Annotated in this window: 21 protein-coding genes and 1 pseudogene; 9 read left to right on the forward strand and 13 right to left on the reverse strand. The window is 73.1% G+C overall.

The annotated features are described in order from the left end of the window. Positions 1 to 36: 36 nt before the first annotated feature. Entirely contained in the window at positions 37 to 426 is a 390-nt protein-coding gene (locus ACGFZ2_RS10795) for a hypothetical protein (RefSeq protein WP_393452209.1), read from the reverse strand. Between the two features lie 276 nt (positions 427 to 702). On the opposite strand from ACGFZ2_RS10795, the gene ACGFZ2_RS10800 reads away from it, so the two are divergent. Beyond that, positions 703 to 1,110 (forward strand): hypothetical protein, encoded by a 408-nt coding sequence (locus ACGFZ2_RS10800; protein WP_357704394.1) that lies wholly within the window; start codon positions 703 to 705, stop codon positions 1,108 to 1,110. Positions 1,111 to 1,621: 511 nt separating this feature from the next. On the opposite strand, the gene ACGFZ2_RS10805 is transcribed toward ACGFZ2_RS10800, so the two are convergent. Continuing rightward, positions 1,622 to 2,569, reverse strand: a complete 948-nt coding sequence (locus tag ACGFZ2_RS10805) for a DUF6528 family protein (RefSeq protein WP_393452212.1) — start codon at positions 2,567 to 2,569, stop codon at positions 1,622 to 1,624. Between the two features lie 390 nt (positions 2,570 to 2,959). Between ACGFZ2_RS10805 and ACGFZ2_RS10810 the strand changes: the two genes are divergently transcribed. Then, complete coding sequence (locus tag ACGFZ2_RS10810) at positions 2,960 to 3,382, forward strand: hypothetical protein (RefSeq protein WP_393452215.1); 423 nt, start codon at positions 2,960 to 2,962, stop codon at positions 3,380 to 3,382. 191 nt (positions 3,383 to 3,573) lie between these two features. Here ACGFZ2_RS10810 and ACGFZ2_RS10815 read toward each other — a convergent pair whose 3' ends face one another. Continuing rightward, a complete protein-coding gene (locus ACGFZ2_RS10815) occupies positions 3,574 to 4,341 on the reverse strand; it encodes a helix-turn-helix domain-containing protein (RefSeq protein ID WP_393452218.1) in 768 nt (255 codons plus the stop codon). Positions 4,342 to 4,753: 412 nt separating this feature from the next. Here ACGFZ2_RS10815 and ACGFZ2_RS10820 point away from each other — a divergent pair, with 412 nt between their 5' ends. Beyond that, entirely contained in the window at positions 4,754 to 4,924 is a 171-nt protein-coding gene (locus ACGFZ2_RS10820) for a hypothetical protein (protein WP_393452221.1), read from the forward strand. A gap of 469 nt (positions 4,925 to 5,393) precedes the next feature. Here the strand turns inward: ACGFZ2_RS10820 and ACGFZ2_RS10825 are convergent, their stop codons facing one another. From ACGFZ2_RS10825 to ACGFZ2_RS10835, 3 genes are all read right to left on the reverse strand, one after another. Further along, complete coding sequence (locus ACGFZ2_RS10825) at positions 5,394 to 5,849, reverse strand: DUF6069 family protein (RefSeq protein ID WP_393452224.1); 456 nt, start codon at positions 5,847 to 5,849, stop codon at positions 5,394 to 5,396. A 302-nt stretch (positions 5,850 to 6,151) separates the two neighbouring features. Next, complete coding sequence (locus ACGFZ2_RS10830; protein WP_393452227.1) at positions 6,152 to 7,150, reverse strand: RNA polymerase subunit sigma-70; 999 nt, start codon at positions 7,148 to 7,150, stop codon at positions 6,152 to 6,154. A 123-nt stretch (positions 7,151 to 7,273) separates the two neighbouring features. Beyond that, positions 7,274 to 7,774: a hypothetical protein gene (locus ACGFZ2_RS10835; protein WP_393452230.1), complete on the reverse strand. Its 501-nt coding sequence runs from the start codon at positions 7,772 to 7,774 to the stop codon at positions 7,274 to 7,276. Between the two features lie 385 nt (positions 7,775 to 8,159). Here ACGFZ2_RS10835 and ACGFZ2_RS10840 point away from each other — a divergent pair, with 385 nt between their 5' ends. Continuing rightward, positions 8,160 to 8,426, forward strand: coding sequence for a hypothetical protein (locus ACGFZ2_RS10840; RefSeq protein WP_393452233.1), 267 nt, complete (start codon positions 8,160 to 8,162; stop codon positions 8,424 to 8,426). A gap of 251 nt (positions 8,427 to 8,677) precedes the next feature. Here the strand turns inward: ACGFZ2_RS10840 and ACGFZ2_RS10845 are convergent, their stop codons facing one another. Further along, positions 8,678 to 9,013: a helix-turn-helix domain-containing protein gene (locus tag ACGFZ2_RS10845; protein ID WP_393452236.1), complete on the reverse strand. Its 336-nt coding sequence runs from the start codon at positions 9,011 to 9,013 to the stop codon at positions 8,678 to 8,680. After that, on the reverse strand, positions 9,010 to 9,753 hold the full coding sequence (locus ACGFZ2_RS10850; RefSeq protein ID WP_393452238.1) for a tyrosine-type recombinase/integrase: 744 nt from the start codon (positions 9,751 to 9,753) through the stop codon (positions 9,010 to 9,012). Before ACGFZ2_RS10850 ends, ACGFZ2_RS10845 begins: the two co-directional genes overlap by 4 nt. 13 nt (positions 9,754 to 9,766) lie before the next feature. On the opposite strand from ACGFZ2_RS10850, the pseudogene ACGFZ2_RS10855 reads away from it, so the two are divergent. After that, positions 9,767 to 10,384: pseudogene (locus ACGFZ2_RS10855) on the forward strand (DUF4158 domain-containing protein); the annotation flags it as partial. Positions 10,385 to 10,635: 251 nt separating this feature from the next. On the opposite strand, the gene ACGFZ2_RS10860 reads toward ACGFZ2_RS10855, so the two are convergent. Then, entirely contained in the window at positions 10,636 to 12,855 is a 2,220-nt protein-coding gene (locus tag ACGFZ2_RS10860; protein ID WP_393452578.1) for a HelD family protein, read from the reverse strand. A gap of 260 nt (positions 12,856 to 13,115) precedes the next feature. Further along, a complete protein-coding gene (locus tag ACGFZ2_RS10865) occupies positions 13,116 to 14,231 on the reverse strand; it encodes an outer membrane lipoprotein carrier protein LolA (RefSeq protein WP_393452241.1) in 1,116 nt (371 codons plus the stop codon). Between the two features lie 95 nt (positions 14,232 to 14,326). On the opposite strand from ACGFZ2_RS10865, the gene ACGFZ2_RS10870 reads away from it, so the two are divergent. Together ACGFZ2_RS10870 and ACGFZ2_RS10875 are read left to right on the forward strand one after the other, a co-directional pair. After that, positions 14,327 to 14,983 (forward strand): response regulator transcription factor, encoded by a 657-nt coding sequence (locus tag ACGFZ2_RS10870; protein WP_350685874.1) that lies wholly within the window; start codon positions 14,327 to 14,329, stop codon positions 14,981 to 14,983. Between the two features lie 98 nt (positions 14,984 to 15,081). Next, positions 15,082 to 16,437, forward strand: a complete 1,356-nt coding sequence (locus tag ACGFZ2_RS10875; RefSeq protein ID WP_393265590.1) for an ATP-binding protein — start codon at positions 15,082 to 15,084, stop codon at positions 16,435 to 16,437. A gap of 121 nt (positions 16,438 to 16,558) precedes the next feature. On the opposite strand, the gene ACGFZ2_RS10880 is transcribed toward ACGFZ2_RS10875, so the two are convergent. The 3 genes from ACGFZ2_RS10880 to ACGFZ2_RS10890 all read right to left on the reverse strand — a co-directional run bounded on the left by ACGFZ2_RS10880 (position 16,559) and on the right by ACGFZ2_RS10890 (position 18,984). Then, positions 16,559 to 16,777, reverse strand: coding sequence for an MMPL family transporter (locus tag ACGFZ2_RS10880; protein WP_393265105.1), 219 nt, complete (start codon positions 16,775 to 16,777; stop codon positions 16,559 to 16,561). 83 nt (positions 16,778 to 16,860) lie between these two features. After that, positions 16,861 to 18,465, reverse strand: a complete 1,605-nt coding sequence (locus ACGFZ2_RS10885) for a tetratricopeptide repeat protein (RefSeq protein WP_393452244.1) — start codon at positions 18,463 to 18,465, stop codon at positions 16,861 to 16,863. 57 nt (positions 18,466 to 18,522) lie between these two features. Then, the gene (locus ACGFZ2_RS10890; RefSeq protein WP_357703536.1) at positions 18,523 to 18,984 is read right to left on the reverse strand and encodes a MarR family transcriptional regulator; all 462 of its coding nucleotides are present in this window, start codon (positions 18,982 to 18,984) and stop codon (positions 18,523 to 18,525) included. Positions 18,985 to 19,034: 50 nt separating this feature from the next. Here ACGFZ2_RS10890 and ACGFZ2_RS10895 point away from each other — a divergent pair, with 50 nt between their 5' ends. After that, positions 19,035 to 19,556, forward strand: a complete 522-nt coding sequence (locus ACGFZ2_RS10895; protein ID WP_393452247.1) for a VOC family protein — start codon at positions 19,035 to 19,037, stop codon at positions 19,554 to 19,556. Between the two features lie 166 nt (positions 19,557 to 19,722). Further along, entirely contained in the window at positions 19,723 to 20,610 is an 888-nt protein-coding gene (locus ACGFZ2_RS10900) for a hypothetical protein (protein WP_393452250.1), read from the forward strand. The last annotated feature ends 47 nt before the right edge of the window (positions 20,611 to 20,657 follow it).

Consider the following 20,657-nt stretch of genomic DNA (forward strand, 5'->3'; position numbering starts at 1 on the left):
CGGAGGCCACCGCGTGCTGTGGCGCGCGGTACCCGGTCAGTGCCGGGCCTTGCGCTCCTCACTGCTGCGCCAGTTGCTGCCGGCCTTGGCCAGACCACGGCTACCCAGGTAGCCGAGGGTCAGCAGCGTGATCATGAACCACGCGTTGGGGGCCCGGAAGATGTCCACCCCGGCCGAGTTCTTCCCGACCAGCTGCGAGGCGGCCAGCACGCCGATCACGGCCGCGATGTAGACCCAGAACTCGGTGGTCCGCAGCGACGGCTTGGTCTCCGTGCCGGGTGCCTGCATGGCTTCCCGACGTCCGTCGGGCACGATCGGCATCGGGCGGGTGGGCGTCTCCTGCATGGCCCGGTCCTGCATCGCCCGGTTGGGTGCTTCCTGCACCGGCCGGTTCATCGGCCTGGTGGATGCAGCCTGCGTGCTCATCTTGTCCTCCTCAGGATGCGATGAGTCGTACCTGCATTCCCTCCCCCCGCTACCGCGTTTCGGCCACGGCACGGTTCGCGTTCATGGCGAGGGCACCCGCCGTCTACCCGACCCGGCGGGGGCAGTAACACCCGCCGGCGGCCGGGAAAATCCGGTCCGCTGGGGTCGCGCGGGGCGCGCCACGGACGGGGTACGGCGGCCGGCCCGGCCGCGCGGGTTTGCCGGGGCGGTCGCCCGGGCACGCACCCGTACCGACACTTCTGTGAGGTGATGGACGTGCGTGAGGACGACATGCGACAGGATGCCGCCCGGCGGGCCGAGGACCGGATCGCCGGCGGCGTGTACGGCGAGGGCGTCCTGGACGAGGTGACCGTACCCCCCACCGACGTGCAGCGGGTCATCCAGGACGAGGACCCGGACGACCCGGCCCACGTCCCGGTCGACCCGGACGTGCTGCGCGACGGGGGCCCCACCCGGGGGCAGGGCGCGATCACCACGACCGGCGGCACCGCCGGCCCGGCCAGCGCCCGGCGGCTGGCCCGGCAGCCCGAGCGGCACCGCGGCAAGGTGGCCCCGACGACCACGGGCGACGCCACCACCGGCGGCATGAGCACCCCCGCCGGTGGCTCCACCAGCGACCAGTCCAGCACCGCCAGCCAGGTCGGCAACTTCACCAACGAATGACCACCGGTCGCGGCCCCACCCGCCCAACGGCGTAGGCGGGACCACTGACGATCGGAGGCGAGGAAGCCGCTGGCCGGCGCCCCCGTCGGGGTACCGGCCAGCGGCGTCATGGCCTGCCGGTAGCTTCCGGACCAAAACAACTCCAGCGCTGTTCAAGCAGGGGATGACGATCACAACTCCAGGCGTTCACGCAGGGCCTCTGACTAGGGCTGGAGTTGTTCTTGGTCCGGAAGCTACGGCGAGGCCCAGGCCGCCGAGGCCCGCGCCGAGCGTCTGCAAGCCCAGCTCGACCAGGCCCGCACCGACCGGCCGGGCGGCAAGCGGTGAGCGCCGACCCCGACGTGCAGCCCCGGTAGCGGACCTACCCGTGGGCCACCGGCGCGTCCGGTGCCCCGGCGGGAGTGGCCCGACCCGGACCACGTGGGGGCGCCCCCACCACTCTCCTCCCCGAAGGGCCTGCCGGCAGGCCTAGGAGACCCGGCGGGCACCCGCCACCGGCTCCGGGGCATGGCTACCGGTAGCTCCAGACCACTGGCCGGGCCTTGTAGATCGCCGCCCCGGAGAGGTAGCGGTTGCCGACGTAGGAACCGTTCAGCCGGTACAGCCAGACGTTGCCGTTGCCGTAGGTGCCGTCGCCGTTCGCACCGCCGACCTTGGTGGTGAAGACCAGCCCGCCGGAGTGGTTACCGACACTCTTGATCTTGCTTGTGTCGATGTAGCCGGGTGCCCGCTGGAATCGGTTGCGGTTGATGTCGTACCGGTAAACGTGGCTGGTGTTGCTCATCCACAGGTTGGCGGAGGTGCCGTAGACCGGTGACAGGTCGTGCACGTTTCCGGTGACCGTCCGGCAGGCGGCGTTGGTGAGTTTAGGAGCGATGGCCGTGCCGCTCACCTTGTAGCTGCACAGCCGGGTGCCGCCGGCGGCCCAGAGGCGCTTGATGGCGCTGTCCCAGTAGACGGCGTGCGCCTTGGCGAACGCCTTCGTGGCGGCCGGGCTGGTCCGGCCCTTGCCGTAGAGGGTGAGCTTGCCGGGATCGGAGGAGGCGACCACGACAGCGCCGTTGGGCAGCAGTTCGATGGCGTGCGGGTTGCCGCCTGGCGTGACCTGGTACCGCACCTTGCGGGTGGCGTAGTCGACGATCCCGGCCCGGCCGCCGGACGCGGCCACCAGGACCACGTACCGCGAGCCCTGCTTGCGGAACTTGACGTCGGAGAGGTTCTTCCAGCCGCTGCCGGCGGGTCGCTTCCACGACCAGTGGGCCGAACCAGCCGTCCACCGGCTGGCGCCGGCGCTGAAGATCCTGACCCCGTACCGCTGGTCGACCACCGCGACCCGGTCGCTGGCCGCCTGCGCGCCGGTCGGCGTGACCAGTACTCCCACCATGCCCACCGTCGCCGCGCCGAGGGTTGCGCCGATCGCGCGCCACCGCCGTCGCGCCCTGTCTGCCGATCGCATCATCGCCATGAACCTCCCGTGTTACGAGCCCCGTCGGGGGGCGTTGACGGGTGCGGCCCACGGAATGTCGGCCTGCACCACGACTGATGGTGTTCGAGCGTATGCGGTTGGTAACCGGCTGCCAATGATGGCGTTGGATGGGCGACAGCGTGTCACGGTCGACCACGTTCAGGGTGTCGCGCGGCGTACCCGGACAGCACCCGGGCTGCGCTACGCTGCCCGCACGGCTGTTGCGCCAGCCGATCCAGGAGCCCGTCCCCCCACGCCGGGGCCGAGCGACGAGCGGAGAAGACGTCTCAGACTCAGCGCCTCACCAACTCTCACCGCTGTCGGGCATGACCTCGTGTCGGTGGGGTCGGGCGTGGGCGCACCCCGCCGAGAAGCGAGCTGACGATGCCGAAGACCAACCGCAGGCTCACCCGCGCGGTGATCGAGCGCCGCGACAGCACCGGGGAGACCTACACCCAGGCCCGCGAAGGCGTGCTGGCCACCCTGACCCTGCCGGAGACCGAGCGCCAGGCGCACGCCTTCCGTGCCGCCGTCGCGCTGCGCATGGCCCACGCCGGCGAGGACGCCGACCGGGCCGCCACCTCGGTGGAGGAGCTCCAAGACCTCGCGCAGTGCAACGGCTGGTCCTTCGCCGACGCCCAGGTCGAGTACGACTCCCCGCTCAACCAGGTGATGTGCGAGAAGCGTGGCTGGACCAACGGGATGGTCTGCCCCGAGTGCCCCGGCTGCGGCTGCTACAACGGCCAGTGCAGCGGCTGGCGCCACAACGAGTTCATGAGCGACGACGAACGCAGGGCCTCTGACTAGGGCTGGAGTTGTTCTTGGTCCGGAAGCTACGGCGAGGCCTCTATGGGATCAAGGCGCTGGCGCGCGGTTACCCGGCCCGGCGGCAAGCCGCCCGGACGGGCCGGAAGGCCGTGCGTAGTTGCCGAACGGACTCGACGTTGACCAGGACGACGAGTTGCCGAACACTTCACGGCCGGATCGACGGTATTGCACTACTCCTGATGGCCAGGCGGTTGTCGACGAGCATCAGGACCAGGACGTGCCGCACGATTGCCCGGCATGAACTTGCTTCCTCTAGGGCCAGCGGCTCGACCGGAGAACGTAACGCTAACCACCGCCTTGACGGCGTCTCTGCGTTCACTGGCTGCGGGTATCTCCACGCTAGCGAGGACTTCTGGCCCTTGCAGGAGGATCCGCCACCCACGCTCCGAGAGAGACCATTCGGCGACCTCAAGAACCTCAACTTCCGGGAAGTTGTCGATCTCAGCCTGTGCCACTCGTTCTTGCAGAGCCCTCCGTGCGATCTGGACCGCCTGAGGCTGACTGAGGACCTTGGGGCTGCCACGGCGTAACAGACGCGAGGCAGCGGCCTTGAGCAGGTCGTAGGCCGCGTTGCCCAGCACGCCGGCACTGAGCGCGCCACCGACCCAGACCACCGTTGTGCCCAGCGCATCCGCCGTAACCCCACGCGCACGCGGGAGAAGCGGGCGATCTGGAGGAGTCGGATGCGGATCTTCGGCGGGCAGTGCGTCCCCGCTCCATTTTGGGTCTAGCGCGTCGAACCCCCGCTCGTTGAACGCGTGGATCACGTCCCGCACGTAGTCCTCGGTCACCTTCAACAGGTGGGCGATGTCCGGCGCCGGCTGCCCCTGGGCGGACATCAGCACCACGATCGCCCGCAGCTGCACCGGGTCCTTCGCCGTGCGGCGGATCCGCTGTAACCGCTGGCCCTCGGCCATCGACACCTGCCGGACGAACACCTCCGGGCGTCTACCCACCCGGCACCACCTCCCGCAGCCTCAAGCGTCGGGAGACAGCCTGCCTCACGGGTCTTCAGAACCGATGGACTACACGATCAACGTTCAAAGTCGCGGCACTAGAGCAGGTTGGGTACCAGGTGAGCGTCGACCCGCAGGACGCCCAGGTCCTGCTGGTGCATCGCCCCAGATGAGCCGTGGATCCGTTCGGCGGTTCAGGCGCCCTCCGGTTCGGCCCTTGGGCCCGTCCTACTGGTGGGCTCTCGTATTCAGCTGTCGCTGGTTCCCCGGGGTGCCCAGCCTGCTGGTGACCTTCCGTGATCTCCGGCGGCGTATCGGCTCCAGGTTCCTCCGGTCTCGTTGCGGAGGCGGCTGGTGGTCTTGTCGTGGTAGCCGAGAGCGTCCGCGACGACGGATGCGGGCAGTTCGAGGAGTTGCTGGCAAGGACGGCGCCCTGACCGGCCCGGGCAAGGAGCACGCCGAGACCAGCATGCTCTCGCTCCACTTGCTGCAGTCCGCGCTCGTGCACGTCAACACGCTGCTGGTTCAGCAGATCCTCGCCGAACCGGCCTGGGCGAAAAGCTGACGGATGAGGACCGGCGCGGCCTGACCGCGCTGTTCTGGTCGAACATCGACCCGTACGGCACCTTCCGTCTGGACATGGACAAGCGCCTCGACCTGGGACTCACCGTGCCCCGACCCCGCACCCCGGCGAACTCCACCGCCCGATCGACGACGGAGACACGATGACCGAGCGCGCTGAACAGTACGGACGATGGACCGGCGCCGACGGCGTCGAGTTCAGCCACGGCGACGGGCTGGTCGGCGAGCTGGCCATCACCTTCGCCCTGCACGCCTTGAACGAGGTCTCCAAGGCAGTCACGCCGGCGCCCGGTGTGGCAGTGCTTACCATCGCGCAGTCGGACGGCAAGGTGCTGGGCCAGTTCACCGCCGAAGCCCAGGACGCGGACATCCTGACCAGGCGCCGTCATGAGCTGGACGCCGATCGCTGCGGCCAGACCTTCAGCAGTAACCTCAAGTGCCATCAGGGATCGTCAATCGGTCCGGGTGCCCAGGATCCGCGCCAGGGTGGGGATCACCACCGCCGCAGGGACGAGGTGCAGTCCGAGGAGGGCGGTGGTGGTGGCAGTGTCGGCCCCGGAGAGGAAGGGCGGGACCAACGAGATGGCGGTCAGCGACACTGCCGTCCACACAAATCGCTCGGCGGGGTGAGCGCTCCAACGAAGAAGAGCGGCGGCAATGACGATGCCCACGACCGAGAAGAAGCCGGTCACTACGGCGAACCCGGACAGCGGGATCGTCTCGCCACCATCGGTGACCTCGAAGTCGACGCCGGCGGCCCGGACAAGCGCGGCGGCGAGGGTGGTGACCGCCATCGCCGCGAGCGCGGCAATGAAGCCGGTGCCGGCGAGTCGGCGGAGTCGGTGGGGGTGGCTGGTCCGGCCGGCGGCCGCGCCGGTCACGATCCCGGTTTCCTTCGTGCTGTTCATGTCGTTCCTCCGTCATTCGGTCATTGGTGTACGGGGTGTCTTGACTGGAATGCGAGGGCCTTGGCTCCCGGGCGGAGTGATGATGCGTACCCTCGCCGTGCGGCGGCCTGGGTTCCGCAGGGCGCGGACGCCGGTGCCGCGGAGCCAGAACCCGGCATCGCGTTCGAGGACCGGACCCGGCTCGCCATCGCGCAGCTCCAGCTGCACTCGGCCACGGGTGACGAGGCAGAACACGTCGTGCCACTCCGCCGCGGTCACGGCGATACGCGCGCCGCCGCGCAGCGCGAGCGTCCGCACCGGGACTACTCCGTGCCGTCGGCCGGCAGGCGCTCCGGCAGCCCGAGCCGCGGGAACCGGTCGTCGTGGAACGTGACGATCTCGGTGATCGCCCCGCCGGTGACGCGCAGGACGTCGATCGTCAGCGGCAGGTACGCGCCCTCCTGCTGCTGCCAGTGGTAGAAGGCGAGGGCGGGCTGCCGGTTCACGGTGGTCTGGACGGCGCGCAGGCCCTTCATGCCCTCGAAGCCGCTCTCGACCAAGTAGTTCACCACCGTGTCGCGGCCGACATACAGCCCCGGCGTGGGCGGCATCGAGAAACGGACGTCGTCGCGCAGCATCGAGGCGAGCGCCTTGACGTCCGTAGCCACGCTGGCCTCGGTATAGCGGCGCACCAGCTCGCGCGTCCCGGCATCCTCCTCGCCGCCGGTCCAGTCCTGCCGCTCGGCGGGCAGGTGCTCCCGCATGCCGGCGCGGGCCCGCTGCAGGGCGCTGTTCACGGAGTTGACGGAGTCCCCCAGGATCTCCGCAACGTCCTTCGCCGGCCAGCCGAGCACATCCCGCAGGATCAACACGGCCCGCGGGCGCGGCGCGAGGTGCTGGACTGCGACCAGGTAGGCCAGCTCGATCGTCTCCCGCGCGACGGCGACGGCCTCCGGCTCGTCCGTGTCGCCCGCGGGCAACTCGTCGAGCAGCCGGTCCGGGTAGGGCTGCAGCCACAGCACCTCACCGCCGGTTGCAGGCTCCGGGCGGCGCTTGGCGAGCAGATCCAGGCAGACGTTGGTGGCGATCCGGTACAACCAGGCCCGGAACGTTGACCGTCCCTCGAAGGTCTCCCGCCGCCGCCAGGCACGCATGAACGTCTCCTGCACGGTGTCCTCGGCGTCCTCGAACGACCCGAGCATCCGGTAGCAGTGCACGTGCAGCTCCCGCCGGTGCCGCTCCGCCAGCCCCGAGAACGCCGGCTCGTCGACCTCGCCCAGACCGCTCACGCCCATCTCCTCCAGCCGCGTGTCCGCACCCATCACGTCATCCTTCCGTCTCATCGTGTCCCGACGCAGATATGACGGGGGCGGGCGCGAAAACTCATCACCAGGGGGTCGATCGCCATGCCTGAGTACGGCCTCGGTACTGGTGGGCTCCCCTGATCAGCTGTCGCTGGTTACCCGGGGTACCCAGCCTGCTGGTGACCTTCCGTGATCTCCGGCGGCGTATCGGCTCCAGGTTCCTCCAGTCTCGTTGCGGAGGCGGCTGGTGGTCTTGTCGTGGTAGCCGAGAGCGTCCGCGACGACGGATGCGGGCAGTTCGAGGAGTTGCTGGCGGAGGGCGGCGCCGCGGGCGGCGGCGATCGGGATTCCGGCCTGGTTCAGGAGCGCGGACAGGTGGTTGGGGCCGAGGGGCTGGCCGGGGCGGCGTCCTGGGAAGAGCCAGCGGGACGCCGGGTTGGTGGCTGTATTCATGTTGCCGCGGTTCGTGATGTGTTCCAGCAACAGGGCGGCGACCGGCGGGGGAACGGGTGAGGGCGGCTCGCCGAGTCGTAGCAGCACGGTGTCGCCGTCGCGGATGACGTCGTCGAGGGTGAGCCGGACGACGCGGCTCAGCGGTTGTGCGTAGAGGAGAACGATGACTCCGGCGACACGGAGCCGCATCGGTATCTCCGTGTCGGTCAGAAGTCTGCCCAGGGCGGCGAGGCGTTCGTCTTCGCTCAGTGCGGGCCGACGGGCGATTTTCATCGCTGGGATGGCCAGGGAACGTCGGCAGTGCCGGCCCTGCATGGCCCAGTTGAGGAAGCCTCTCAGGCGGGTGCGAGCGTGCTCGGCGTTCCCGGCGAGCCAGGCGTCGATGTCTACCTGGCCGCAGGACGCGAGGGTGGTGTTCCGCTCGTCGAGCCATTAGCTCGGGATCGGCGATGCCGGCCAGGTGACCGGGAATCCAGCGCTGAAAGGAACAGAGGTGCTTGTCGACCGCGGGTAGGACTCCGCATGCCATGAGGAGTTCTTCCAGGTGAGAGGCCGCCCGCCAGGGCTGGAGTTCGTGGAACGCGTCGTGGGTCAGCGGAATCTCGCCGAGGCCGAGCCGGCGAAGCAGCCGCGAGGCGTTCCCCAGCTGCCCGCGGCGCATGTTCAGCCAGGCCAGTCCGCTTCCGGGCTTGTCCATCGTCACCAGCAGGTCGAGCAACGGGACCAGCGCGGGACGGACGCGGCCCGTGCCGTCGTCGAGGAGGGCGGTGAGGCGGTCGGTGAGCGTGCAGCGTTCGCAGAGCCGATCGCCCAGGAGCTTGCCCTCGAAGCCGCAGCGTGAGCAGTCGAAGGTCTGGGAGAAGCCAACGCAGGTGGTGCAGATCGGGGCCCCGTCGCCGGGTCGGAGCCCGGGAAGGGCCCGGTCCTGGCCGCATCCTGGGCAGGTGCCTCGTGTCCGGACGGCGCGATCCGAACAGGTCCGGCAGACGTATCCGTCCGGCCAGGTGCCGGCCTTGTGTCTGCGGAGGCCGCAGCGGCAGCACTCGGCCATGAACCCGCGTTCGTACTGTTCGTCGGTGGCGTAGGGGCGGGTCATGCGTTGGGCAGGATGCGGGCCGCGCGGGGGCGGAGCTTGGCGACGTTCGCGGGCGGGGTGGGAAGGTCGCCGGTGGCGGTCTTGCGGACGCCGACGTTCTCGGCGGTGGTGGCCACCAGGTCGGCCGGGGTGCAGGACAGGATGTCGCAGAGTGCGGCCATGACCTGCAATGACAGTCGTTCGGGGGTGCCGGAGACCAGGCGATGGACTTGGGAGGCGGACAGGTCGATGCCGCGTTCGCGCAGCAGCGGCACCAACTCGGTGGCCGTGAAGATCTGGTGCTGGGCCATGACCTCACGCAGCCGCCAGGTGTAGCCGACCTTGCGCATCATGCTTGGCTCCCGGTCTGGGTCTGGAGAGCGGCGGTGATGGTGGAGTCCAGATGCCGCCGCAGGGCGCGGGTGCGGAAGTCCGAGGGCACGCAGGTGTAGAGGGAGGTGGTGCTGGCGTGTTCGTGGCCGACCTGCTCCTGGACGAAGCGCGGGTCCCAGCCGTCCTCGATCAGGTGGGTGACGTAGGACCTGCGGAAAGAGTGGAAGTCGAGCCCGTCGCCCAGGCTGAGGGCCTTGCGGTAGGTGATGAAGCGGGAGTTGAGCCGCTGGCAGCCGATCCGCAGGCCCCGCTCGGAGGGCCAGGCCGCCGGGTTGTTGTCGGTGCCGAACAGCGGGCGGACCTCGGTGAACCACTCGTCCAGGACGTCCGGTGTCCAGTCGAAGACGGTCAGCACCCCGCGGCGTTTGGGCGGCGAGCCCTTCTTGGCCTTGCCGAACCGGACCTGGCAGCGGCCGTACTCGCCGAACTCGCCGCCGTGCGGGTTGCGGCCGAAGTCGGCGGCGTCGAGCATCCGTGTCTCGTTGCGCCGCGTCCCGAAGGCGTAGGCGGTCTTGAACAGCGTCGCGTCGCGAAAGGCGGGCAGCCAGCCCTTGCGGCCGAAGGCCCGGATGCGGGCGACCTCGTCGTCGCAGTGCGCGAAGAAGGCGTGCAGCTCGGCCTTGGTGAACGCGCGCTTCTTGGCGTCCGCCTCATTGTCCTGGACATGCACCGCGGTGTTCCACTCGTGCACCACCTGCACGGGGTGGGTCCCGCTGCCGTGGCTCGGGTTCGTACCCGATGAGGTGGCGTTGGCGCCGGACGTCGCGGTGGGCCGGTTGTCGCAGCAGCTAGGGATCGCGATGGGTGAGCTGCGCGGGTACGGCGAGCGCGAGCAGACCCGCACGGATCACCTGAGGGAGGTGGCCGGCAACGCCGGCTGGCGGTCGGTGAACACCGGCGAGTGGAAGGACCTTGACGAGTTCCTGTTCGCCCGGGCGATGGAGCACGACTCGCCGAAGCTGCTGTTCCGGCTGGCCTGCAAGTACCTGCTGTCGTCGCGGGTGAGGCGTCCGGGCGTGATCCTTCTGCTGCAGCGGGTGGCCGCGGCCCGGGCTCGGGCTCGGACGGAGACCTGGTCGCGGGTACGGCATCTGCTCACGGACCGGCGGTGCGCCGAGCTGGACCTGCTGCTGGTCCCGGACGCCTATCTCGGCCGGACCCCGCTGGCCTGGCTGGGCGTGGGGCCGACGTCGTCGAGCCCGGCCGCGGTGAAGGCGGAGCTGGAGAAGCTGGCCTATCTGCGCTCGACAGGGGCCGGGCGGCGACACCCTGTGGGGCCGGGCGGTCCCACAAACGGGGCAGCTCGACAGGGCCCACGTCACCCGACCCGCCCGGACCTGCCGACTGCGGGTCGACGGGTCGCCACCCCGCAGCCGACACCACGCCAACCCCACCGACCCCACGCCGACGCCTCACCGACGCTTCGCGGCAGCCGTACCGCACAACCGACATCCAGGCACGGACGGCGCGCGACCACCGACGGGGTGTGGCCCGCCGTGCCCGGCGCAGGGATCAAGCCTGACCGCCCGGAGCCGGGCACGGCGGGCCACACCAAACACCCCCCACGACACGCCCGCAAGGATCAGGCCGGGCGGAGGATGCCGAGGCGTTGGGTGGCGCGGGTGAGGGCGACGTAGAGGTCGCTGCGGCCCCGCGGTGACTCGGCCACGATGCGGTCGGGGTCGACCAGCAGGACGGAGTCGAATTCGAGGCCCTTGGCCTGGGCGACGGTGAGCACCACCACCCGGCTCTCCAGCTCCGGGTGCTCGCCCACGGCCGCCTCCGGCAGGGCGGCGGTGACCGCGGCGCCCAGCTCGTCGACCCGGCCGGCCGGCACGATCACCCCGAGCCGGCCGTCGTCGAGGCCGGCCGCCTCCCGGGTCGTCGCGTCGACCACTTCCACCGCCAGCCGCTCCGGCGCCACCGTGCGGTCCCACGGCGGCACCCCGCCGGAGCGTACGGAGCGGGGCGGGCGCAGCGCCGGGTCGATCTCGGCGAGCACGTCGGCGGCGACGGCCATGATCTCGGCCGGGGTGCGGTAGCTGACGGTCAGCTCCTCCAGCCGCCAGCGCTGCGCCACGTACGGCTCCAGCGCGTCGGCCCAGGACGGCGTGCCGGCCAGCGCGCCGGTCTGCGCCACGTCGCCGACGATGGTCATCGAGCGGCTCGGGCAGCGGCGCATCAGCAGCCGCCACGCCATCGGCGACAGCTCCTGCGCCTCGTCGACGATCACGTGCCCGAACGCCCAGCTCCGGTCGGCCGCGGCCCGCTGGGCGGTGGTCAGCCGTTCCGCCTCCTCCTGCCGCTCCAGCAGGCGGTCGGCGTCGATCAGGTCGGTCACGCCGAGGATCTCGCCGCCGTCGGCCTCGTCCTCCACGTCGATCGACCGGGAGCCGCGGGCGATCTCCAGCACGCCCTCGGCGTACTCCCGTTGCATGGCCCGGATCCGCTCGCGGCGCGCGGCGGCGGCCCGCTCGTCCTCGCCGAGCAGCTCCGCCGCCTCGTCCAGCAGCGGCACGTCGGCCGGCGTCCAGCCGCCCGGCTCGCGGTGCAGCAGGGCGCGCTCGGCGTCGGTGAGCATGGGCGCCGCGGCGGCGATCCGCTCGGTGTCGGCGTACAGGTCGGCGAGCAGGCGCTGCGGGGTGAGCACCGGCCAGAGCCGGTCGAGGGCGGCCCGCACCTCGGGCTCCTCGCGCAGCTCGCGGCGGATCTCGGCGACGTCGGCCTCCTCCAGCAGGTTCTCCCCGCCCAGCGGGTCCGCGCCGATCCGCTCGGCGACCTGGGCCGCGAGCGCGTGGATGACCTCGACGTCGAAGAGGGCCCGGGCCAGGTTGTGCGGGCGGCCGGAGCGGCGGGCCCGGTCCCGGGCGGCGCGAACGGTCTCCGGGTCGAGCCGGAGCACCTCCTGTTGCGGCAGCTCGATCTCCAGCGGCTCGTCGGGCACCCACTGCCGGTCCCGCACGGCGGCGGCCAGCACGTCTGCCATCACCGCCCGGCCCTTCAGTGCGGCGGTCTCGGCGGGCTCGGTGCGCCGGGCGCTGACGCCGGGGAACAGGTCGCCCTGCGTCCGCAGCAGCACGCCCGTCTCGGCCAGCGCCGGCAGCACCTGCGAGATGTAGCGCAGGAACGTGGCGTTCGGGCCGACCAGCAGCACGCCCCGGGTGGAGAGCTGCTGCCGGTGGGTGTAGAGCAGGTACGCCGCGCGGTGCAGCGCCACCGCCGTCTTGCCGGTGCCCGGGCCGCCCTGCACCACGAGGACGCCCGGCAGGTCGGCGCGGATGATCCGGTCCTGCTCGGCCTGGATGGTCTCCACGATGTCGCGCATGCGGCCGGTCCGGCCGGCGTTGAGCGCGGCGAGCAGCGACGCCTCGCCGGTCAGCTCCTCGTGCGCGGTGGGGGAGGCGGTGGCGAGGTCCAGCACCTCGTCGTTGAGCGCGGTCACCTTGCGCTCCCGGGTGCGCAGGTGCCGGCGGCGGCGCACCCCCTGCGGGTTGGCAGCGGTGGCGAGGTAGAAGGCGCGGGCCGCCGGGGCGCGCCAGTCCATCAGCAGCGGGTCGTAGTCGCCGCTGGTGTCGAAGATGCCGATCCGGCCGATGTAGTGGGGGCCGCCCTCGTCGGTGTCGAGGCGGCCGAAGCAGAGGCCGTTCTCCACCGCGGCGAACTGCTCGATCTGATCGGCGTACATCCGCACCGCGCTGTCGCGCTGGGAACGGGCCTGCTGGGTGCCGCCGGTCGCCCGCAGCTCCTCGGTCAGCCGGCGGGACGCCTGCTCACGCAACCCGTCCAGCCGCCGGTAGAGCATCGAGACGTATTCCTGTTCGCGGCCGATCTCGTCGTCGGACTGCAATTCAGCGGAATCGGCGGAATGCCTTGACAAGCCGTCTCCCAATTGGTTAGTATCTCTCTCGGAACGGCTTTTGAGAGCCGTTCCTTTTTGTTGTGCCAACTGAGAAAGATACCGCGTCCCGGCCGCCCGGACCAAGCGCGCCGGGCCACGTCACGGCCGCCCCACTGACGAGTCGGGGGCCCGCCGCGTGGCGGACCCCCGATCGCTTGACTCGCTCAGCCCTTCGCCACCTCGTAGAGCCGCTCCGGGGTCACCGCCCCCGCGATCACCCGGCCGTCGTCGGTGAGCAGCACGCTGAACAGCTTCCCGGTGAGCAGCCGCCCGCTGCCCCAGTCGCCGCTGACGGCGGGCAGCGCGCCGAGCAGCGCCGCCGCCTCGCCGGCCGGCTCGCGGCCGGCGCCGGCCGCAGGGGCCTTGCCGGGGCCGCCGGGCGCGCCGGCGCCGTCGAGCCGCGCGACCACCACAGTGCCCCAGCCCTCGCCGACCGTACGCACGTCCGGCCGCTCGCCGTCGCCTGCCCGGTCCTTGCGCGTGCCGGCCGGGCGTTCCCCGACCGTCTCCTCGGTCACCTTCACGCCGGGCGGCGGGTTGAAGGTGAACTGGTCGGCGTCCGGCCGGGCGTACGACACCTCGGTGAAGGCCATCTCGAAGGCCGGCTGGTCGCTGCCGTCGGCGAAGACCTCGAAACGCAGCGGCACGTGCTCGCGCGCGTCGATGGCGATGCGCACCTGGTGCACCAGCGAGGCGGCGTCGCGCGGCGCGAGCACCAGCTCGTACGCGTCCCGCCCGGCGACCGTGGCGGACCGGCCGACGCTCACCTCGGTGCTCGGGTCGATCGCGGCGAGGGCCCGGTCGGCCGCGTCCTGCGGCGTGGCCGGCAACTCCGGGGCGGCGGCCTCGCCCTCGCCCACCGGCAGGGTGCGGTGGGTGGCGGCGTTGGCCCGGCTGTCCCAGGTCCACACGTCCCGGCCGTTGCGGATGACGTCCCGCTCGCCGAGGGTGTCCAGCAGGGCGATCCGCTGCCGGTCCGGGCCGGAGTGCCAGACGCGCAGCGTGTGCGTGCCGGTCAGCAGACCGGTCAGGTTGTCGCCGCCGACCAGCCCGGCCAGCGGCGGCAGGCCCAGGTCGGCGCGCTGCACGACCGTGCCGGAGAGCCCCTCCAACCGGGAGGTCTGCAGGTCGACCAGGAGTTGGGCGGCGGTGCGCGGCGGCAGGCTCGGCTCGGCCTGGGCGGCGAACGTGCCGAGTGCGGCGCCGCCGCCGATGACGGTCACGACGGCGGTCGCCGGGACCAGCCACCGCAGGACGGGACGGCTCTTCAGGACGGACATGTGACACCTCCTGATGACATCCTGCCCGTTCGACGCTGTGAGGGTGCTGAGGACGACGGTACGGCCACCCGCGCGGGGGTGGCACCCTTGACTGCGTGCGGGTGCTGGTGGTGGAGGACGAGTCCCGGCTGGCGTCCGCCCTGCAACGGGGGCTGCAGGCCGAGGGGTTCGCGGTGGACGTGGCGGCGACCGGCCCGGCGGGGCTCGACGCGGCGCGGCACGGCGGCTACGACGCGATGATCCTCGACGTGATGCTGCCCGGCCTCTCCGGCTACGAGGTGGTCCGCCGCCTGCGCGCCGAGGAGCACTGGCTGCCCGTCCTCATGCTCTCGGCCAAGGACGGCGAGTACGACCAGGCCGACGGGCTGGACTGCGGTGCCGACGACTACCTCACCAAACCCTTCTCGTACGTGGTGCTGCTGGCCCGGCTGCGGGCCCTGCTGCGCCGCGGCGCGCCCGAACGCCCCACGGTGCTCGCGGTCGGCGACCTGCGGCTCGACCCGGCCCGGCGGCGGGTGACCCGGGCCGACGCCGAGGTCGCGCTGACCGCCCGCGAGTTCGCGCTGCTGGACTACCTGATGCGCCGCCCCGGCGAGGTGGTCTCCAAGACCGAGCTGCTGGACCACGTCTGGGACGCCAGCGACGAGACCGCGCCCAACGCCGTCGAGGTCTACGTCGGCTACCTGCGGCGCAAGATCGGCCGTGAACGGCTGGAGACGGTCCGGGGCGCCGGCTACCGGCTCGCCACATGACGGGCGAAGGAAGGGCCCCTTCCTATCGCCTCCGGTATAGGAAGGGGCCCTTGCTAACACGGCGGCTGCGTGCCGCGCTCGGGCTGCGGGGGCGGCTGATGGTGGTCGGGGTACTGGGCGTCTCGCTGGGGCTGGCCGTCGGCGGGCTGGTCCTGCTCGGCGTACTCGGCTGGTCGCTGCAACGCGCCGTCGACACCGAGGCGTTCCGGACCGCCGACGCCGTGGCGCTGTTGGCCGCCGAGGACGCCCTGCCCGACCCCCTGCCGGTGGCCGGGGGACAGGTCCGGGTGCAGGTGGTCGACGCGCAGGGACGGGTGCGGGCCGCCTCGATCGACGCCGACCGGCTCGTGCCGATGGTTCCGCCCGACCGGATCGAGGCCGGCGCGCGGCAGCGGCTGACGGTGTCGGGGGAGCGGATCGACCTGGCCGGGCCGGTCCGGGTGGTGGCCGTGCCGGCCGGCACGGCCGCCGAGCCGCTCACCGTCCTGGTGGCCCGCTCGCTGGCGGACGCGCGGCACAGCGGGCACGTCGTGCGGACCATCCTGCTGGTGAGCTTTCCGCTGCTGGTGGCCGTGCTCGCCGCCGTCGCCTGGCGGGTGGTCGGGGCCACCCTGCGCCCGGTGGAGACGCTGCGCCGGGGCGCCGAGGAGATCACCGGGCGCAACGGGGGCGGGCGGCTGCCCGTACCGGCCTCGCAGGACGAGATCCACCGGCTGGCGGTCACCCTCAACGGGATGCTGGGCCGGCTGGAGTCGGCCCGGGACCGGCAACGGGCCTTCGTCGCCGACGCCGCCCACGAGCTGCGCAGCCCACTGGCCAACATCCGTACGGAGCTGGAGGTGGCCCGGCGGCTGGCCGACCGGACGGACTGGACCGCCGTGTCGGCGAACCTGCTCGCCGACACCGAGCGGCTCGGTCGGCTCGTCGACGACCTGCTGCTGCTGGCCCGCCTCGACGAGCGCCCGCCGGCGCGGGCCACCGGGCCGGTCGACCTGGGCGCGCTGCTCGCGTCGGTGGCCGGCCGGTACCCGTCCCCGCCGGTGCGCCTCGACGCGCCGGCCGGCCCGCTGTGGACCGAGGGCGACCCCGACGAGCTGCGCCGGATCCTGGCCAACCTGGTCGACAACGCGGTCCGGCACGCCCGCGCCGAGGTGGTGCTGGCCGCCGGCCGGGAGAACGGCGTGGCGGCGTACCACCTGGTGACCGTGACCGACGACGGGCCGGGGATCCCGGTCGCGCACCGGGAGCGGGTGTTCGGCCGGTTCACCCGGCTGGACGACGCGCGGGCGCGCGACGACGGCGGCGCGGGCCTGGGCCTGGCCATCGTGCGGGAACTGGTCCGCCGGGCCGGCGGGCGCGTCGAGCTGACCGACGCCCACCCCGGCCGGGACGGCGGGCCGGGGCTGCGCGTCCGCCTCGCGCTGCCGGCCCTGCCGGACCCGGAGCAGCCCTGACCGGCGCACAGGCCGCCGCGCTCCGCCGTCGACCACACCGCCAGTAGTCCGCTCGGAGCCTCGCACGGGGAGCGCGGGGAAACCGCCGAGGGCTCCCCGCGCTTCCCACTACCAGGAAGGCTCAGCCGCTGACCTCTGCCGCGACCCTGGCCTGTGCCGCCGAGGGCGCCTTCGGCGCCCGGCGTCCGGGCATCCACCAGTTGGCCCTGCCGCACAGTTCCATCACCGCGGGGACGAGGACCATCCGGATGATGGTGGCGTCGATGAGCACGGCGACGGCCATGCCGAGGCCTCCCTGCTTGACCGCGATGTCGGGGCCGAGCAGGGCGGCCGACGTCACGGTGCGACCTGCCGGCGCACCCGCCAGGCCCACTGACGGACGTACTCTGCGACGGACGACGGACGACGGACGACACGGCCGGGTCAGCGGCGCTTGGTGCAGACTTCCTTCGCCCGGGCGATCGAGTCGGTGGACCACACGACGGCGACGGTGAAGCAGTAGTCGGTGCTGCGGTTCAGGCCGTAGACGACGAAGTCGGTGGTGCCGGCGGGCAGGTTGGCGAACGCGGTCTGCGCCTGGCCGACCCGGCCGCCGGAGATGACGACCGGGCCCTCGCCCCCGGCGGGATAGGTCCAGCGCAGCGTCACGTTGTCCCGGTTGTCGCGCAGCGTCACGCCGCCCGGCGGGGTGCCGGGGGAGGCGGCACCGGCCGTCGGGCCGGCGGCGGGCGGGCCGGCCGTGGTGGCCGGCGGACCGGCGCCGGTCCCGGTCGAGGCCGACGCCCCGGTCGCGGCCGGCGGCGCTGGCCCGTCGTCACCGTCCATCCCGGCCACCCCGGCGATCACCGCCGCCGTGCCGAGCAACACCACCGCGACGCCGCCGACGACCAGGGGCAGCAGCCGGTTGTCGCGCCGGGCCGGCGCGCGGTGCACCGGCACCGGCAGCAGCCGCGACGGCTGGTACGGCTCGTGGGGCTCCGCGGGCGTGCCGTGCTGGCGGACCCGGTGCACCCCGTCGGCCTCCTCGGCCCCGGCCAGGGGCACGACCGACGGCGGCACGGCGCTGTCGGCCGGCTGCTCACCGGCGGCCGGCTCCGGGGGCCACCAGCCCCGCGCCGGGTCCTCCGCCGGCTGGCGGGGGGTCGGCACCGGATGCGGCTGCCCGGCGCCCGGCTCGTACGGGTCCGGGTCGTACGGGTCTGGCTCGTACGGGTCCGGCCCGGCCGGCCGGTAGCCCGGCTGCGAGGGGTGGTACGCCGTCTGCGCGTCACCGGGGGGCGGGGTGCGCGCGGCCGGCACGATCGGGTCGTCCCGCCCGACGGGGGCGGTGTCGGCGCAGACATGATCCGGGCTGGCGGCCGCCCGGGCGAGCGTCGCCACCTGCGCCGCCAGCGGATCGTCGGCCGGAAGGTGCTGCCGGCAGAGCTCCCGGGCCAGCGCCAGGTTGTCGTGCGCCTCGGCGAACTGCCCGCAGTCGCGCTGCATCGCCCCGAGCCGCGCCAGCATCTTGATGCCGCTGGGGTGCCCGTCGCCGTAGACCTCGCGGTGCAGCTCCCAGGCGTCCTGGAGTCGGTCGCGGGCCACCTGGCACTGGCCGCGCGCGTACTCCACGGTCGCCAGGTCGGCGTGGGCGGCGAGCACCCGCAGCGACTCCGGGCCGTCCAGGGCGGTCAGCTCGATGATCACTTCCTGGTAGAGCCGGGCGGCGCGGGACCAGCTCCCGACCCGGTGCAGCACCGCCGCCAGGGTGGCCGCGGCGGCCACGGTGCGCTGGTCGGAGCGCCCGTGCAACCTGTTCGTGGCCGCGTACGCGAAGGCGGCCCAGCCCCGGGCGGAGTGCGGTTCGCCGAGGGCGACCAGCACGCGGGCCTGGAGGCTGGCGGCCTCGGCCAGCTCGGGCGTGGCGTTGGCCGGGCGCGGGTCGGCGTCGGTCAGCGCGTCGGCGAGCAGCCGCTGGGCGCCGGCGAGGTCGCCGGTGGACACCAGGTGGTGCGCCTGGTCAGTCAGTTCCCCGAAGCCGGAAGGCACGCCCCATCGTGCTCACCCGACGACGGTAAGTACAAGACCCGGGCCGGAGTGGATTGGTCAGGATCCGGTCAGGTGGTCGACGAGCGCCTCGCTGATCCGGCGCAACTGGTCCACCTGGGCGGGGCTCAGCGCGTCGAACAGGTGCCGGCGTACCCCCTCGACGTGGCCGGGCGCGGCGGCGGCGAGGGTCGCGAAGCCCTCGTCGGTGAGGACGGCGATCTGGCCGCGCCGGTCGGAGGGGCACTCCTCGCGGCGGACCCAGCCGGCCGCCTCCAGCCGGGCCACGGCGTGCGAGAGCCGGCTGCGGGAGGAGCCGCTCGCCTCGGCGAGGTCGCTCATCCGCAGCCGCCGTTCCGGCGCCTCGGAGAGCCGGACCAGAATCTCGTAGTAGGCGTGCGGCATCCCGGCGTCGTGTTGCAGCTCGCGGTCGAGCGTCTCCATCAGCGCGCGGGAGGCGGTCAGGAACGCACGCCAGGTGCGCTGCTCGTCCGGGTCCAGCCAGCGGGTCATGACCACCATCATACGCCCGGTAGTTGAATGTTCAACCAAATCGCGCTAGCGTCGGTGACATGGGAATCCACCGCCTCAACCACGCCGTGCTCTACGTCAGTGACCTCGCCCGCAGCGTCGCCTTCTACCGCGACGTGCTGGGCTTCCGGCAGATCCCGATGACCCCGGACGGCTTCCGGGGCGCCGCCTTCCTCCAGGCCCCCGGCTCCACCAACGACCACGACCTCGGCCTGTTCGAGGTCGGCCAGGGCGCGCGCCGCTCCGCCGCCGGCCGCGGCACCGTCGGGCTCTACCACCTGGCCTGGGAGGTCGACACCCTCGACGAGCTGGCCGTCACCGCCGAGCGGCTCGGGGCGGCCGGCGCCCTCGTCGGCACCTCCGACCACGGCACCACCAAGAGCCTTTACGGGCAGGACCCGGACGGCCTGGAGTTCGAGATCGTCTGGCTGGTGCCCGCCGACCGGCTCGACGACGCCGCCCTGGCCGCCCGCAAGCGGATCGGCCGGCTCGACCTGGCCGCCGAGCGGCGGCGCTACGGCGGCCAGACCCGCGGCGGGGTGGGCGTCTCCGTCCCGGCCTGAGCTGGCCGTCCCGGCGGATCCCCTGCCCGGCCGGCCCCGGGCGACGCCGCCCTCGGGCCCGGGCGTCGAACCGCCCGGCCCGGGGGAGCGGCGCCCGGCCCGGGGGAGCGGCGCCCGGCCCGGGGGAGCGGCGTCCGGCCCGGGCCGGGTGCGGTAGAACGGCAGCATGCCGACCGACGCCGTCCTGCGCGAGCTGCTCGTCCGACACCTGGAGACCTGGCTGCCGGGGGCGCTGCACCGCGCCCGCCGGGTCACCGTCGCCCTGGCGTACGACGACGGCGACGCCGACTCCGCCGAGGCCGCCCTGCGGGTGGTCGCCGAGTACGCCGACCGGCTGCGGGGCCGCCAGCTCACCGTGCTCGTGCTCGCCGCCGGCACCGAGGAGTTGCCGGCCCGGCTGGGCGCGGTGGAGGCGGCCCTGCCGGCCGAGGCCACCGTGCACCTGGTGCCCGGCGGGACCGCCCGGCTGCCGGTGGCGCTCAAGGCGGCCGGCGCGACCGGCGGGCCCCTGCTGTCGTACGTGGACGGGCCCGCCGACCCGGCCGTGCTGACCGCCGCGGCGGGCGGCAGGCCGGCCGAGGTGCTGCTCGCCACCGCGCCCGGCGCACCCGCCCGGGGCGCCCTCGCCGACGCCGGCTTCCCGCTGGCGACCGAGGTGGAGCTGGTGCCCGCCGACGGCGGGCCCGCGCGGCTGCTCGCCCTCGCGACCGGCTCGGACAAGAGCCTGGAGGCGTTCAAGGAGGCGCTCTGGGCGGTCGACGAGTTCGCCGGGGTCCGCTACCGCGACCCGGCCGGCCGGCTGCTCGACATCGCGCTGGTCCCCGAGCCCGGGCCGCTGCGCCGGGAACTGCTGGCCGAGCTGGCCCGCTCCGGCCCGCGTACGGTCACCGAGCTGCGCCGGTACGCCCTGACCGCGACCGTCTACCGCTCGGCCGACGCCGTCCGGGCGCTGACCGGGCTGCTCGGGGCGGGGGAGGTGACCCGCGACCCGGAGCACGGCCGGCTCGGCGGCGACGTGGTCGTCACCGGCCGGGACGCGCGGTCGACTCCCTGACCGCGTCGACGGGTTCGCGGCCGGCCCGTTCCACGCCGAGCCCTCCG

Source organism: Micromonospora sp. NPDC048063, from assembly GCF_043202855.1.
Lineage (GTDB): Bacteria > Actinomycetota > Actinomycetes > Mycobacteriales > Micromonosporaceae > Micromonospora.